Here is a 13932-nt window from a genome sequence, read left to right on the forward strand (position 1 = left end):
GGAGTCAATGCGATGGCCTTGCTACAGCTGGAGCGCATCAGCGCACAGTACCCCGGCAACCCGGAACCGGTGTTGGCGGATATCTCCCTGAGCCTCGGGCCCCGGCAATTGCTGGTCGCCCTAGGCCCGTCCGGCAGTGGCAAAACTTCGCTGTTGAACCTGATTGCCGGTTTCGTCGAGCCTAGCGCCGGGCGTATCACCCTCGACGGCGTGCCGGTCAAAGGCCCGAGTGCCGAGCGCGGCGTAGTGTTCCAGGACGACGCGCTGCTGCCGTGGCAAGACGTGCTGGCCAACGTCGGCTTCGGCCTGGAGCTGGCCGGCATCGCTAGGGACAAACGCGAGGCCCGCGCCCGGGAAATGCTCGCTCTGGTCGATCTTTCCGGTTTTGAACAGCGCCGCATCTGGCAGCTTTCCGGTGGCCAGAAGCAGCGTGTCGGCCTGGCCCGCGCCCTCGCCGCCGACCCGCGCGTGTTGCTGATGGATGAACCTTTCGGTGCCCTCGACGCCTTCACCCGCGAGCAGATGCAGGAGCTGTTGCTGCAAGTCTGGCAACGCACCGCCAAACCGGTGTTCCTGATTACCCACGACATCGAAGAAGCGGTGTTCCTCGCCACCGACCTGATTCTGTTGGCGCCGAACCCGGGGCAAATCGTCGAGCACCTGAGCCTCGATTTCGGTCCGCGTTATGCCGCCGGTGAGTCGGCACGCTCGATCAAATCCGACCCGCGTTTTATCGAAACCCGCGAACACGTACTCGCCAAAGTGTTCTCCCAACGCAGCGCCGCCCAGCGGCAGGAGCGCGCATGAGCAGTTACGAAATTCCCGTCGCAGCGATAAAGCCAGGCTCAGCCGTGATTCCGGCAAGTCGCCGTTTGAGCACTCGCTGGATCAGTGTGCTGACGCTGGTTGTTCTCATTGCTATTTGGTGGGCCGTGACGGCGAGCGGCTTGATCGAGCCGCTGTTCCTGCCGCCGCCTTCCGCCGTGCTGCAAAAAGGCTGGCTGCTGGCGACCTCGGGTTACATGGACTCAACCCTGTGGCAGCACCTCGGCGCGAGCCTGAGCCGCATTGGCCTGGGCCTCGGTTTCGCGATTCTCACCGCCGTGCCGGTGGGCATCGCCATCGGCGCCAACCGTATTGCCCGTGGTGTGCTCGATCCGCTGATCGAGTTCTACCGGCCGATTCCGCCGCTGGCTTATCTGCCCCTGATCGTGATCTGGTGCGGCATCGGTGAATTGTCGAAAGTGCTGCTGATTTACCTGGCGATCTTCGCCCCGATTGCCATCGCCACCGCCACCGGCGTGCGCACGGTCGATCCGGCCAAATTACGCGCCGCGCAGTCGTTGGGTGCCACTCGCGCACAGTTGATTCGCCACGTGATTTTGCCGAGTGCCTTGCCGGATATTCTGACCGGTGTGCGCATTGGCCTCGGTGTGGGCTGGTCGACCCTGGTCGCCGCCGAATTGATTGCCGCCACCAGCGGTCTTGGCTTTATGGTGCAGTCCGCCGCGCAGTTCCTGGTTACCGATGTGGTGGTACTGGGGATTCTGGTGATCGCGCTGATCGCCTTCGCGATGGAGTTAGGCCTGCGCGCCCTGCAACGCAAACTGGTGCCGTGGCATGGTCAGGCCCACTGATAACTGCCCTGTGAGTAACCCTGTGGGAGCGAGCTTGCTCGCGATTGCAGAGTGTCAGACAGCACTGATGTGACTGACATATCGCTATCGCGAGCAAGCTCGCTCCCACAGTAATCAACACCCCCGAATTTCAAGAGAATCACCATGAGTGACTTGACCATCGTCCCCCTAAGCTCCGCCCTCGGCGCGCAAATCGGTGGCGCCGACATCAGCCAGCCGCTGAGTGCGGAACAACGCGACGCTATCGAACAGGCCCTGCTCAAGCATCAAGTGCTGTTCTTTCGCGACCAGCCGATCACGCCACAGCAACAGGCGCGATTCGCCGCGAATTTCGGCGACCTGCACATTCACCCGATCTACCCCAACGTGCCGGAACAACCGGAAGTACTGATCCTCGACACCGCCGTCACCGACGTACGCGATAACGCAATCTGGCACACCGACGTCACCTTCCTGCCGACCCCGGCCATGGGCGCGGTGCTCAGTGCCAAGCTGCTGCCGGAGTTTGGCGGCGACACGTTGTGGGCCAGCGGGATTGCCGCGTATGAAGCCCTGTCGGCGCCGATGAAAACCTTGCTCGAAGGTCTGACCGCCACCCATGACTTCACCCGTTCGTTTCCGCTGGAGCGCTACGGCAACACGCCCGAGGCGCTGGCCCAATGGGAAGAAGCACGACGCAAGAATCCACCGCTGTCGCACCCGGTGATCCGCACGCACCCGGTGAGCGGGCGCCGCTCGCTGTTCGTCAATGAAGGCTTCACCTCGAAGATCAACGAACTCTCGGAAACCGAGAGCGAAGCGATTCTGAAGTTTCTGTTTGCCCATGCCACACGGCCAGAATTCACCATTCGCTGGCGCTGGCAGCAGGACGACATTGCGTTCTGGGACAACCGCGTGACCCAGCATTACGCGGTGGATGACTACCGGCCGGCGCGGAGGGTGATGCATCGGGCGACGGTGTTGGGGGATGTGCCGTTTTTTCGCTGAACCCCTGACATCTTCATTGCCTGTCCAGGCCTCATCGCGAGCTTTCTCGCGATGGCAATCTGAAAGGCGCCGAATAATCCGGCGCCAACTACTTACTCAGCCGTCGAAGGCTTCTCCCAAAGATTGACCCCACCCTCCTGGGCAAACCGGTCAATCTCCGCCAGTTCCTGCGCACTGAAGCTCAGGTTCTTCAACGCCCCGACGTTCTCGATGATCTGTTCCGGCCGGCTCGCACCGATCAGCGCCGAGGTCACCCGTGGATCGCGCAGGGTCCAGGCCAACGCCAGTTGCGCCAGGCTCTGACCACGACGTTTGGCGATTTCGTTGAGTGCCCGCACCTGGGCAATGTTGGCCTCGGACAAATGCGATGCCTGCAACGAACCACCGCCCGGACGGTTGACCCGCGCATCCGCCGGCACGCCATTGAGGTACTTGTCGGTCAGCAATCCCTGCGCCAGCGGCGTGAAGGCAATCACGCCCGTGCCGAGTTCGTCAGTGGTGTCCAGCAGGTCTTTTTCAACCCAGCGATTGAGCAGGTTGTAGGCCGGTTGGTGGATCAGCAGCGGGACTTTCCACTCCTTGAGCAGCGCCGCCATTTCGCGGGTTTTCACCCCGGAATAGGACGAGATGCCGATGTACAACGCCTTGCCCTGTTGTACGGCGGTGGCGAGTGCACTGGCGGTTTCTTCCAGCGGCGTATCCGGATCAAAACGGTGGGAGTAGAAGATGTCGACGTAGTCAACGCCCAGGCGTTGCAGGCTCTGGTCGAGACTGGCCAGCACGTACTTGCGTGAACCGCCGCCCTGACCGTAAGGGCCGGGCCACATGTCCCAACCGGCCTTGCTGGAAATGATCAGCTCGTCGCGGTACTGCTTGAAGTCTTCGCGCAGTAAACGGCCGAAGTTGATCTCGGCGCTGCCGTACGGCGGGCCATAGTTGTTGGCCAGGTCGAAGTGGTTGATGCCCAGGTCAAATGCCGTGCGCAATAACGCGCGCTGGGTAGCGATCGGCGTGCTGTCGCCGAAGTTGTGCCACAAGCCCAAGGACAGCGCCGGCAGCACCAACCCACTGCGGCCCACGCGGCGGTAAGGGATGGAGTCGTAGCGGTTTTCGGCAGCGGTGTAAGTCATCGAATCCTCTCTTGTCGGTCTTGAATCTGGTCTCGACTGCTTCGCCAGTCGCCCAGCATACGCCCGGCCGGACACCAAAAACCTGAGATTCGACTAAATGCTGAAACGTTTCACAGAAATTCAATCTGCCCAGAGAATTCAACAAAACAGCGACAGGCTTGCGTGATCAGGGTCGACAGGAACAAAGTCGCCAAAGCAACGAAGAAGCGATAGCTATCGCAAGGATGGAAGAAGCCATGCACACCACGATCATCATCACCTTCGGCCTGGCCTTGCTCGCCCTGATGCTGTTCATCGGAGAGAAAATCGGTTTCAGCCGCCAGACACTGACCTACAGTTTCGTGGTGCTGTGGCTGGCGCTGACGGTGATCAACGGCGCCATCGGCATGGTGAACGCTGGCCAGTCGTTGAGCACGGAACTGGCCATCGGCACGATGGTGTTCAGCATTCCGGTAGCGGCGCTGGTGTTGTTCATGGTGCTGAGCGCCGAGAGCTGAAAAGCCCCGGCGCCCTGCCCGCGATCAACGCACCAGATGCAGGAACTGCATGTGCCGTTCGTACTGGTCGAGGATGTCGTTGATGATCTGCTCCTTGGTGTAGCCGACCAGATCGTAGTCCTGACTGCCCTCGCTCAAATGCACTTCGGCCCGGTAATAGCGGCGATTGTTGAGCTGCTTGGAACCCATGCCGCCACGGGCAAACGATGGCGTGAAGTAACCGCGCATCTGCACCTGATAAACGAACGGATGCTGATCGCCGTGGCCGATTTCCAGGCTGACGCTGTCATTGGCCGGGTCCGGGTGTGTCGCTACGTGCAAACCCTTTTCGATGAACACCGCAGACACTTCTTCAATCGCCGGGCGCACCGTCGTATCGAGGAAGCGATAGACCTCGTCCCGCGACGGGAAATGCACCGCCTGACTCAGGCGCTGACGCCAGCCGCCCCGCCGTGAACCGGACACCGGTGCCAAGGAATGCATCTGCGCAATCTGCTTTTGCGACTCCAGATAAAACGCCTTGTGCAGCCCCCACATCATCAACAGCAAGATCAACGAGAACGGCAGCGAAGTCAGGACCACCGCCGACTTCAACGCATCGATGCTGCCGGAAAACAGCAGCGCGCTGGTCACCAATGCGGTCATCGCGCCCCAGAACACCCGCAGCCATTTCGGCCCGTCTTCATCAGGGTTGCCGCCCTTGGCGGACAGCGTCGACAGCACCACGGTGCCGGAGTCGGCGGAGGTGACGAAGAACACGAAGCTGATGAACACCGTGACCGCGATGACGGTTTTGCTCCACGGGTAGGTTTCCAGCAGCAGGTAGAGCGTCATCGACGGATTGTCGATGGCCGACATGCCGAGCGCGCTCATGCCGTGGTTGAGCACTTGATCGATGGCACTGTTACCGAAGATCGACATCCACGCCAGGGTGAAGCCGAGCGGAATCAACAGCACGCCGAAAACGAATTCGCGGATAGTCCGGCCACGGGAAATCCGTGCGATGAACAGGCCCACGAACGGCGACCATGCAATCCACCAAGCCCAGTAGAACACTGTCCAGCCGCCCAGCCAGTCGCTGGGTTTGTCGTAGGCGTAAAGGTCGAAGCTCTTCATCGGCAAAGCACCGAGGTAATCGCCGAGGTTCTGGATCAGGGTGTTGAGCAAGTGCTGCGTGGGACCCGCGAACAACACGAACAGCAGCAGCGCGCAAGCCAGCAGCATGTTGATGTCGGACATCACCCGCACGCCCTTGTCGACGCCGGATACGGCCACGATGATCGCAGCGCCCATCATCAAGGTGATCAGGCCGACCTGAATCCATTGGGTGTGGGCGATGCCGAACAGATAGTCCAGGCCCGAGTTGAGGTGCAACACGCCGAAGCCCATGTCGGCACCGAGACCGAACACCGTGGCGATGATGCCGAAGCCATCCACCGCGTAACCGATGGGGCCGTTGATGCGCTTGCCGATCAGCGGATACAGCGCCGAACGCAGGGCCAGTGGCAGGTTATGCCGGTAGGCAAAGTAGGCCAGCGCCATGCCGACAAAGGCGAACACGCCCCAGCCATGCAGGCCCCAGTGCAGAAACAGAATCTGCATCGCCTGGCGCGCCGCATCCGCCGTACCGGCCTCGCCTTGGGGCGGTTGCAGCATGTGGGTCAGCGGCTCGGACACGCAGAAGAAAAACAGAGTGATGCTGATCCCGGCGGCGAACAGCATGCCGGCCCAGGACAGGTAACTGAACTCGGGTTCGTCGTGGTCGGCACCGAGCTTGATCTTGCCGTAGCCGGACAAGGCGGTGACCACCACGAAGACCAGATACAGGGTCATCGCCAGCAGGTAATACCAGCCGACCGTGTTGGCCGCCCAGTTTTGCGCCGCCAGCAACCAGGCACCGGCCTGCTCGGGCATGGCGATGACAACGACACCAAACAACAGAATGAAACTCGCCGAGAACCAGAACACCGGCGGATTCATGCGGATCAGACCGCTTGGAGGGATGGACGATGCACTCATGTTCGGTGCACCTCGAAGGGGAAAAACGTGGCTGTAGAAATCGGACTCAGCAAAGGCAAGCCTCCTGTTGTGAGCGGGCAGCGAACCGCCGGTTTAACTTGAATGAACGTTCAAGTTAAACATGGATAGGGGGCTAAGGACTAATCGCAGGGCTCGACGGTACTGGATGTACGCTAGCTCAAGGAAGGAAATAAGCAGGATTTAAAAGCTTCGCGAGCAAGCTCGCTCCCACAGGGTTCAATGCCGGTCACAACAGTTGTGTCCACCAGAGATCCACTGTGGGAGCGAGCTTGCTCGCGATGAGGCCAGACCAGTCAAAGGAGATTCAAAGGCCTACTTCTGCGCCCCATCATCATGCTGCAGATTCGCCTGGGTCAGGTTGCTGCCCGCCGGCACGCTGCGGGTCAGCCAGACATTGCCGCCGATGGTCGAGCCCTGACCGATGGTGATCCGCCCCAGAATCGTCGCCCCGGCATAAATCACCACGTCATCCTCGACAATCGGATGCCGCAGCTGGCCTTTCTGCAGTTGGCCGTCTTCGTCCGCCGGGAAGCGCTTGGCGCCCAAGGTCACCGCCTGATAGATCCGCACGCGCTCGCCGATGATCGCCGTCTCGCCAATCACCACACCTGTCCCGTGGTCGATGAAGAAACTGCGGCCGATCTGCGCGCCGGGGTGAATGTCGATGCCAGTGGCCGAGTGGGCGATTTCCGCACTGATCCGCGCCAGCAGCGGCAACCCGGCGCGATACAAATGGTGGGCCAGACGATGATGAATCACCGCCAGAATCCCCGGGTAGCACAACAGCACTTCATCGACACTGCGGGCCGCCGGGTCACCGTGATAGGCCGCGAGTACATCGGTGTCCAACAGGCTGCGCAACCCAGGCAAAGCGAGGGCGAAGTCCTGAATGATCTGGATGGTTTTGGCTTCGACTTCAGTCTCGGCCTGGGCACTGTGGCGCGCGGCGTAGCGCAATTCGAGTCGCGCCTGGGCCAACAGCGCATTCAGCGCCACATCCAGGGTATGACCGACATAGAAGTCTTCACTCTCTTCGCGCAGGTCAACCGGCCCCAGGCGCATCGGGAACAACGCACCGCACAGGGCCTCGAGAATGTCCGCCATGGCTGCGCGGGAAGGCAATTCGCGACCACCCTGCTCGCCGCTGGCCCGGCCGTTTTGTGCACGCCACTGTTCACGTGCCGTGCGCAGCTGGCTGACGATGGTCTGCAATTGCCAATGGCTGGAACGCTCACTCACGGTAAAAACTCCTCACGGGCGACCGGACTGTCTGGCCGCACTGACGGCGATTACTTTACGGCAAGGGCCGCGAGGCAAATTAAGAACCAATAGTGCTGTGCTCAGTTCGATTGGCTATAAGCGATTGGCGGTTGCCCAGGCTTTGGGGCCTGCCTATAGTCCTGAGACCTTCAACGGCCAGTACGGACCCATGATCAAACAACAGCTCGCCCGCTTTAACCGCCTCGACCTGCTCGGTCAGCCCACCGCTTTGGAAAAACTCGAACGCCTGTCGACCTGGCTGGGTCGCGACCTGTACGTCAAGCGCGATGACCTGACGCCGCTGGCGATGGGCGGCAACAAGCTGCGCAAACTCGAATACCTGGCCGCCGATGCGCTGGCCCAGGGTGCCGACACCTTGATCACCGCCGGCGCGCTGCAATCGAACCACGTGCGCCAGACCGCTGCTATAGCCGCCAAGTTGGGTCTGGGTTGCGTAGCCCTTCTGGAAAACCCCCTCGGCACTGACGACAGCAATTACACCGGCAATGGCAACCGACTGCTGCTCAACCTGTTCGATGCCAAGGTCGAACTGGTGGAAAACCTCGACAACGCCGACGAGCAACTGCAAGCCCTGGCCGGCCGACTGCGCAGCAACGGCAAGAAGCCGTACCTGGTGCCGATCGGTGGTTCCAATGCCCTGGGCGCTCTGGGCTATGTGCGCGCAGGGCTGGAACTGGCCGAGCAGATCAAGGACACCGGCCTGAAGTTCGCCGCCGTGGTCCTGGCCTCGGGTAGTGCCGGTACCCACAGCGGTCTGGCACTGGCCTTGAGTGAAGCACTGCCGGATCTGCCAGTGATCGGCGTGACGGTTTCGCGCAGCGACGAAGACCAGCGGCCAAAGGTACAAGACCTGGCTGAGCGCACTGCAGAGTTGCTGGGTGTGAGCCTGCCGGACGCTTTCAAGGTCGAGTTGTGGGATGAGTATTTCGCCCCGCGTTATGGCGAACCGAATGCCGGAACACTGGCGGCGGTGAAGTTGCTGGCGGGTCAGGAAGGCTTGCTGCTGGACCCGGTCTACACTGGCAAGGCCATGGCGGGCTTGCTGGACGGGATCGGCCGTCAGCGTTTCGACGAAGGTCCGATTATCTTCCTGCACACCGGCGGGGCACCGGCGTTGTTTGCCTATAAGGATTTTCTGTAAGCGATTCAGAAGATCAAAAGATCGCAGCCTGCGGCAGCTCCTACAGGTGCATGCCAATCCATGTAGGAGCTGCCGCAGGCTGCGATCTTTTCCTATGAGACACATATTCAATTAGCGAATAACAAATAGTATATTTATTATTTTCCTATCTAACGGCGTCATCTTATAGTCACGCCGCAGGCGAATTTGCAGCGAGACGCATAAGCTGCATTAGGGCAGGATATCGCAGTCGTCCGAATCCCGAATTTGCCAACTTTCCTTAAGCGTCTTCCATAAGAAAACACAGGGGCTTGTCATGAATTTTTCCGCACTACGTCGCAATCTGCTGGTGGGCTCGCTGGGCCTGGCACTGAGCGCCGGCCTGATTGGCCAGGCGGTTGCCGGTGAGCAACTGCAACAAATCAAGGACAAAGGCGTAATCAACGTCGGCCTGGAAGGCACCTACCCACCGTTCAGTTTCGTCGACGCCGACGGCAAACTGGCCGGCTTCGAAGTCGAGTTCTCCGAAGCCCTGGCCAAAGAGCTGGGCGTGAAGGTCAAGCTGCAACCGACCAAATGGGACGGCATCCTCGCCGCCCTGGAATCCAAGCGCCTGGACGCAGTGATCAACCAGGTGACCATCTCCGAAGAGCGTAAGAAGAAGTACGACTTCTCCGAGCCCTACACCGTTTCCGGGATTCAGGCGCTGGTGCTGACGAAGAAGGCCGCCGAGCTGAACATCAAGTCCGCCGCTGACCTGTCTGGCAAAAAAGTCGGCGTAGGCCTGGGCACCAACTACGAAGAGTGGGTGAAAGCCAATGTGCCGACCGCTGACATCCGCACCTACGAAGATGATCCGACCAAGTTCCAGGACCTGCGTGTCGGCCGTATCGACGCCATTCTGATCGACCGCCTGGCCGCGCTGGAATACGCCAAGAAAGCCAAGGACACCACCGCCGCCGGTGACGCGTTCTCCCGTCAGGAAGCCGGCATTGCCCTGCGCAAAGGCGAGCCTGAACTGCTGGCTGCGGTGAACAAGGCGATCGACAAACTGCGCGCCGATGGCACCCTGAAAAAGCTCTCGGAAAAATACTTCAACGCTGACGTCACTCAATAATGGAAGAAGCTTTTCAACTCGCACTGGACTCCGTGCCCTTTCTGCTCAAGGGCGCGTACTACACGGTGATCCTCAGCCTGGGCGGGATGTTCTTCGGCCTGGTGATGGGGTTCGGCCTGGCGCTGATGCGCCTGTCGCGCTTCAAACTGGTGAGCTGGATCGCCCGCATCTACGTGTCGTTCTTTCGCGGCACGCCGTTGCTGGTGCAACTGTTCGTGATCTATTACGGCTTGCCGCAACTGGGTCTGGAACTTGATCCGCTGCCGGCGGCCTTGATCGGCTTCTCGCTGAACATGGCCGCCTACGCCTGTGAAATCCTGCGTGCCGCGATCAGCTCCATCGAGCGCGGCCAGTGGGAAGCGGCTGCCAGTATCGGCATGACCCGCGCGCAGACCCTGCGCCGGGCCATCCTGCCGCAGGCAATGCGCACCGCATTGCCGCCGCTGGGCAACAGCTTCATTTCGCTGGTCAAGGACACCGCACTGGCCGCCACCATCCAGGTGCCGGAGCTGTTCCGTCAGGCACAGTTGATCACCGCTCGCACCTTCGAAATCTTCACCATGTATCTTGCCGCCGCACTGATCTACTGGATCCTGGCCACGGTGCTTTCGCACCTGCAGAACCAGTTGGAAGCGCGGGTCAATCGGCACGACCAGGAGTCCTGACCCAATGATTGTCGTGGAAAAACTGACAAAGCAGTTCAAGGGTCAAGTCGTGCTCAATGGCATCGATCTTGAGGTCAAGGAAGGCGAGGTGGTGGCAATCATCGGCCCCAGCGGTTCGGGCAAGACCACCTTCCTGCGTTGCCTGAATTTTCTGGAAGAACCCACCAGCGGCCGGATCAAGGTCGGTGATATCGAAATCGATACCAGCCGCCCCCTGAACCAGCAGCAGAGCCTGGTGCGGCGTTTGCGCCAGCACGTAGGTTTCGTGTTCCAGAACTTCAACCTGTTCCCCCATCGCACCGCCCTGGAAAACGTCATCGAAGGCCCGATCATCGTGAAGAAGATCCCGCACGCCGATGCCGTTGACCTGGGCAAAAAGCTCTTGGCCAAGGTCGGTCTGGCGGGCAAGGAGGATGCTTACCCGCGTCGCCTCTCCGGCGGTCAGCAACAGCGCGTGGCGATTGCCCGGGCGCTGGCGATGGAGCCGGAAGTGATCCTGTTCGATGAGCCGACCTCGGCCCTCGACCCGGAACTGGTGGGCGAGGTGTTGGCGACCATCCGTGGCCTGGCCGAAGAGAAGCGCACCATGGTGATCGTCACCCACGAAATGGGCTTTGCCCGGGACGTGGCCAACCGTGTGGTGTTTTTCGACAAGGGCGTGATCGTCGAGCAAGGCGAAGCGAAGGCATTGTTTGCCAACCCGAAAGAAGAGCGGACAAAACAGTTTCTGAGCAAGTTTCGGAATAACGCTCACAACTAATAACCCTGCGCAACAACGGTAATCTTCCACGGACGGAAGTTACCAACCTCGAAATACACCCCATTAATATCAAACTAAACCTATCTATTCGAGATGCGTAGCTTGTACGTATTCGCGGTACATATATATGCATCACAACATTTAAGCGGTGCTATTCCAATCAGACAGCCCATCTCAAGTCGGAACCTATGAGTTGCGAGAACCTGCCCGTATCCACCCGCTTTCAGCAGATAAATTCGACACACAGGCATGGTTTACTTACTTGGAGCCGTAGGAACTTTCTGAATAGCACCGCACACGACCCACAACTAACAAATTTTATTGACACCTGATCTCCCCAACTCTTATCTAGTCTCCAGCCAGCGACACTCATCACGACTCAATCATTATTCCAACTCAAAGTAATGAATGGTTTTTCTGTTCGATTATTGGTTTTTGATATTCCAGAAACGGACTTCGTTGCAAGACTTCAAGGAGACTTCATGAAAAGCACCTCGAACAAATCCGGGCTTGTGGCCCCGACCCTGGCGCAATCCAACAAGACCGGCATCAACGTCACTTGCGCGGCGCACCTGCTGATCGATGTGGCGCCCTACCCCGCCATGGACGCAGGCGACCTGATCGAACTGTTCTGGGACAACTGCTACGTAGCCTCCCGCGTGCTGACAGCCAGCGATGTCGGCCAACCGGTGCAATTACGGGTGCCTGAGAGCTTTGTCGCCAACGGTACGTCGCGCATTCACTACCGGGTCATGCAGGTGGGTCGGGGCCCGGCGATATCGGCCAGCCGAAACGTGCAGATCAAACTCGACTGTCCAGGTGGCCAACCCTCCGCGCTGAGCGGCGATGAAAACCAGTGCCTGGCACCGGTGAGCATTCCCGAGGCCATTCGCCGTCAGGGGGTCAATCCGAGCCAGGTCAAACGCGGAGTTCCCTTGACCATCGAGCCGTACCTGAACATGGCCGTCGACGACGAAATCACCCTGCGCTGGGGCGATGTGCGCATGGATCTGCCACGGCTCAAGTCTGCCGATGTGGGTCAGCCGATCCAGGTCTGGATACCGCCAGCCATCATCCTCGAAGCCGGCGAAGATCTGCGGCTGGAAGTGACGTACTGCATTCTCGACAGAGTGGGCAACAACTCCCGCTGGGCACCAGCCCGTACGCTGAAGATCGGTTGCGCCAATCCTTATCTGAAGATTGCCAAGACAAAACACCTCAAGGCTGCCGAGCCCCGCTCACGGTGATACCACGGTTTTTGATCTTCTATTCATATTCCTAAAAGTTAGTTTATAAATTATTTGTACACGTTTAGGGTATATACACCGGACCACCGGACATCCTTGTTTTCATGCGCGGCCACAAGCGGCGCTTCCATAAGATGTGAGGTAGGTATGGTCCGGAACACAATCACCCCAGTGCAGATCGCCAGGGCATTGCGTGCAGCCAAGGAGCGGCACTGATGTCCAGTCTGGCAGATGCAATCGTCCAGAGTGACCTGGACATCGCCCCGCTGTTGTTGCCCGCACAAGTCTTGCGCAACGATGCTCAAGCCATCAAGGCGGCCCATGAACTGGCGCAAGTCGCCCGTCTACAAGCGGCCAAACGTGACCGGCAGCGCAAGCTGCCATGGGCGGAAATCGAGCGGTTCACCCGCAGTGGCCTGGGCAGCATTTCCATCCCCCGCGAGTACGGTGGCCCGCAGGTTTCGTTCGTCACCCTGGCCGAGGTCTTCGCGATCATTTCCGCGGCAGACCCGGCGCTCGGGCAGATCCCGCAAAACCAGTTCGGCATTCTTAACCTGATACTCGGCAGCGCCACCGAAGCGCAGAAAAATCTGCTGTTCAAAAGTGTCCTTGATGGCTGGCGCATCGGTAATGCCGGGCCGGAACGCGGCACCAAAAACACTCTGGAACTGAAGGCGCGCATCACCGCTGACGGCGTCCTCAACGGCCAGAAGTTCTATTCCACCGGCGCACTGTTCGCCCATTGGGTTGCGGTCAAAGCGTTGAACGACGATGGCAAGCAGGTGTTGGCGTTCATCCGTCGCGGCACACCGGGATTGCGCATCGTCGATGACTGGTCCGGTTTTGGTCAGCGCACCACCGCCAGCGGCACGATTTTGCTCAACAACGTGCAGGCCGATCCCGAACTGGTGGTGGATAACTGGCGGATCAACGACACGCCGAACATCCAGGGCGCCGTCTCGCAACTGATTCAAGCGGCCATCGACGCCGGTATCGCCCGAGGTGCCATCGATGACGCCATCGACTTCGTGAAAACCCGCGCCCGGCCGTGGATCGACGCCAAGGTCGAGCGGGCCAGCGATGACCTGTACGTGATCGCCGATATCGGCAGATTGAAAATCGAACTGCACGCCGCCGAAGCGCTGCTGCGCAAGGCCGGGCAAGTGCTCGATGTCGTCAGCGCCGCCCCCTTCACCGCCGAGTCCGCCGCCCGTGCCTCGATTGCCGTGGCCGAAGCCAAAGTGCTGACCACCGAGATTTCGTTGCTGGCCAGCGAAAAACTGTTCGAACTGGCCGGCAGCCGCGCCACCCTCGCCGAATTCAACCTCGACCGCCACTGGCGCAACGCCCGGGTGCACACCCTGCACGACCCGGTGCGCTGGAAGTATCACGCGGTCGGCGCCTATCGCCTCAACGGCACGCTGCCTAATCGCCATTCCTGGATCTGACGA

At 60.0% G+C, this 13932-nt stretch carries 13 protein-coding genes; 10 read left to right on the forward strand and 3 right to left on the reverse strand.

Features of this window, described 5'->3' with window-relative positions; genetic code table 11:
• The first annotated feature begins 12 nt into the window (after positions 1–12).
• The 3 genes from tauB to tauD all read left to right on the forward strand — a co-directional run bounded on the left by tauB (position 13) and on the right by tauD (position 2624).
• On the forward strand, positions 13–807 hold the full coding sequence (gene tauB / locus AC1D1M_RS10605; protein WP_477775589.1) for a taurine ABC transporter ATP-binding subunit: 795 nt from the start codon (positions 13–15) through the stop codon (positions 805–807).
• The gene (gene tauC, locus AC1D1M_RS10610) at positions 804–1637 is read left to right on the forward strand and encodes a taurine ABC transporter permease TauC (protein WP_477775590.1); all 834 of its coding nucleotides are present in this window, start codon (positions 804–806) and stop codon (positions 1635–1637) included. Before tauB ends, tauC begins: the two co-directional genes overlap by 4 nt.
• Before the next feature lie 144 nt (positions 1638–1781).
• On the forward strand, positions 1782–2624 hold the full coding sequence (gene tauD / locus AC1D1M_RS10615; RefSeq protein WP_477775591.1) for a taurine dioxygenase: 843 nt from the start codon (positions 1782–1784) through the stop codon (positions 2622–2624).
• A 92-nt stretch (positions 2625–2716) separates the two neighbouring features.
• On the opposite strand, the gene mgrA is transcribed toward tauD, so the two are convergent.
• Positions 2717–3754, reverse strand: a complete 1038-nt coding sequence (mgrA, locus tag AC1D1M_RS10620) for an L-glyceraldehyde 3-phosphate reductase (protein ID WP_477775592.1) — start codon at positions 3752–3754, stop codon at positions 2717–2719.
• Positions 3755–3990: 236 nt separating this feature from the next.
• Here mgrA and AC1D1M_RS10625 point away from each other — a divergent pair, with 236 nt between their 5' ends.
• Positions 3991–4251 carry a hypothetical protein gene (locus tag AC1D1M_RS10625; RefSeq protein WP_477775593.1) on the forward strand — a complete coding sequence of 87 codons (261 nt, stop codon included), beginning with the start codon at positions 3991–3993 and terminating at the stop codon, positions 4249–4251.
• Between the two features lie 24 nt (positions 4252–4275).
• Here AC1D1M_RS10625 and betT read toward each other — a convergent pair whose 3' ends face one another.
• Positions 4276–6231: a choline transporter BetT gene (gene betT / locus AC1D1M_RS10630; RefSeq protein WP_223532864.1), complete on the reverse strand. Its 1956-nt coding sequence runs from the start codon at positions 6229–6231 to the stop codon at positions 4276–4278.
• A 372-nt stretch (positions 6232–6603) separates the two neighbouring features.
• A complete protein-coding gene (epsC, locus tag AC1D1M_RS10635) occupies positions 6604–7530 on the reverse strand; it encodes a serine O-acetyltransferase EpsC (protein WP_477775594.1) in 927 nt (308 codons plus the stop codon).
• A 190-nt stretch (positions 7531–7720) separates the two neighbouring features.
• On the opposite strand from epsC, the gene AC1D1M_RS10640 reads away from it, so the two are divergent.
• The 6 genes from AC1D1M_RS10640 to AC1D1M_RS10665 all read left to right on the forward strand — a co-directional run bounded on the left by AC1D1M_RS10640 (position 7721) and on the right by AC1D1M_RS10665 (position 13929).
• Positions 7721–8713 (forward strand): D-cysteine desulfhydrase, encoded by a 993-nt coding sequence (locus AC1D1M_RS10640; protein ID WP_477775595.1) that lies wholly within the window; start codon positions 7721–7723, stop codon positions 8711–8713.
• Between the two features lie 295 nt (positions 8714–9008).
• Positions 9009–9809 (forward strand): cystine ABC transporter substrate-binding protein, encoded by an 801-nt coding sequence (tcyJ, locus tag AC1D1M_RS10645; RefSeq protein ID WP_477775596.1) that lies wholly within the window; start codon positions 9009–9011, stop codon positions 9807–9809.
• Positions 9809–10474 carry a cystine ABC transporter permease gene (gene tcyL, locus AC1D1M_RS10650; RefSeq protein WP_477775597.1) on the forward strand — a complete coding sequence of 222 codons (666 nt, stop codon included), beginning with the start codon at positions 9809–9811 and terminating at the stop codon, positions 10472–10474. The genes tcyJ and tcyL overlap by 1 nt, the downstream gene beginning before the upstream one ends.
• 4 nt (positions 10475–10478) lie before the next feature.
• Positions 10479–11234, forward strand: coding sequence for an L-cystine ABC transporter ATP-binding protein TcyN (gene tcyN, locus AC1D1M_RS10655; RefSeq protein WP_477775598.1), 756 nt, complete (start codon positions 10479–10481; stop codon positions 11232–11234).
• Positions 11235–11716: 482 nt separating this feature from the next.
• Entirely contained in the window at positions 11717–12481 is a 765-nt protein-coding gene (locus AC1D1M_RS10660) for a hypothetical protein (RefSeq protein ID WP_477775599.1), read from the forward strand.
• A 215-nt stretch (positions 12482–12696) separates the two neighbouring features.
• Entirely contained in the window at positions 12697–13929 is a 1233-nt protein-coding gene (locus AC1D1M_RS10665) for an SfnB family sulfur acquisition oxidoreductase (protein WP_477775600.1), read from the forward strand.
• Positions 13930–13932: the final 3 nt, after the last annotated feature.

The organism is Pseudomonas sp. P1_F7, assembly GCF_056405655.1.

What these genes read in the sequence shown, in the direction of transcription:
- tauB (WP_477775589.1), top strand. Translation starts at nt 13, where the DNA reads ATGGCCTTGCTACAGCTGGAGCGCATCAGCGCACAGTACCCCGGCAAC.
- tauC (WP_477775590.1), top strand. Translation starts at nt 804, where the DNA reads ATGAGCAGTTACGAAATTCCCGTCGCAGCGATAAAGCCAGGCTCAGCC.
- tauD (WP_477775591.1), top strand. Translation starts at nt 1,782, where the DNA reads ATGAGTGACTTGACCATCGTCCCCCTAAGCTCCGCCCTCGGCGCGCAA.
- mgrA (WP_477775592.1), bottom strand. Translation starts at nt 3,754, where the DNA reads ATGACTTACACCGCTGCCGAAAACCGCTACGACTCCATCCCTTACCGC.
- AC1D1M_RS10625 (WP_477775593.1), top strand. Translation starts at nt 3,991, where the DNA reads ATGCACACCACGATCATCATCACCTTCGGCCTGGCCTTGCTCGCCCTG.
- betT (WP_223532864.1), bottom strand. Translation starts at nt 6,231, where the DNA reads ATGAATCCGCCGGTGTTCTGGTTCTCGGCGAGTTTCATTCTGTTGTTT.
- AC1D1M_RS10640 (WP_477775595.1), top strand. Translation starts at nt 7,721, where the DNA reads ATGATCAAACAACAGCTCGCCCGCTTTAACCGCCTCGACCTGCTCGGT.
- tcyJ (WP_477775596.1), top strand. Translation starts at nt 9,009, where the DNA reads ATGAATTTTTCCGCACTACGTCGCAATCTGCTGGTGGGCTCGCTGGGC.
- tcyL (WP_477775597.1), top strand. Translation starts at nt 9,809, where the DNA reads ATGGAAGAAGCTTTTCAACTCGCACTGGACTCCGTGCCCTTTCTGCTC.
- tcyN (WP_477775598.1), top strand. Translation starts at nt 10,479, where the DNA reads ATGATTGTCGTGGAAAAACTGACAAAGCAGTTCAAGGGTCAAGTCGTG.
- AC1D1M_RS10660 (WP_477775599.1), top strand. Translation starts at nt 11,717, where the DNA reads ATGAAAAGCACCTCGAACAAATCCGGGCTTGTGGCCCCGACCCTGGCG.
- AC1D1M_RS10665 (WP_477775600.1), top strand. Translation starts at nt 12,697, where the DNA reads ATGTCCAGTCTGGCAGATGCAATCGTCCAGAGTGACCTGGACATCGCC.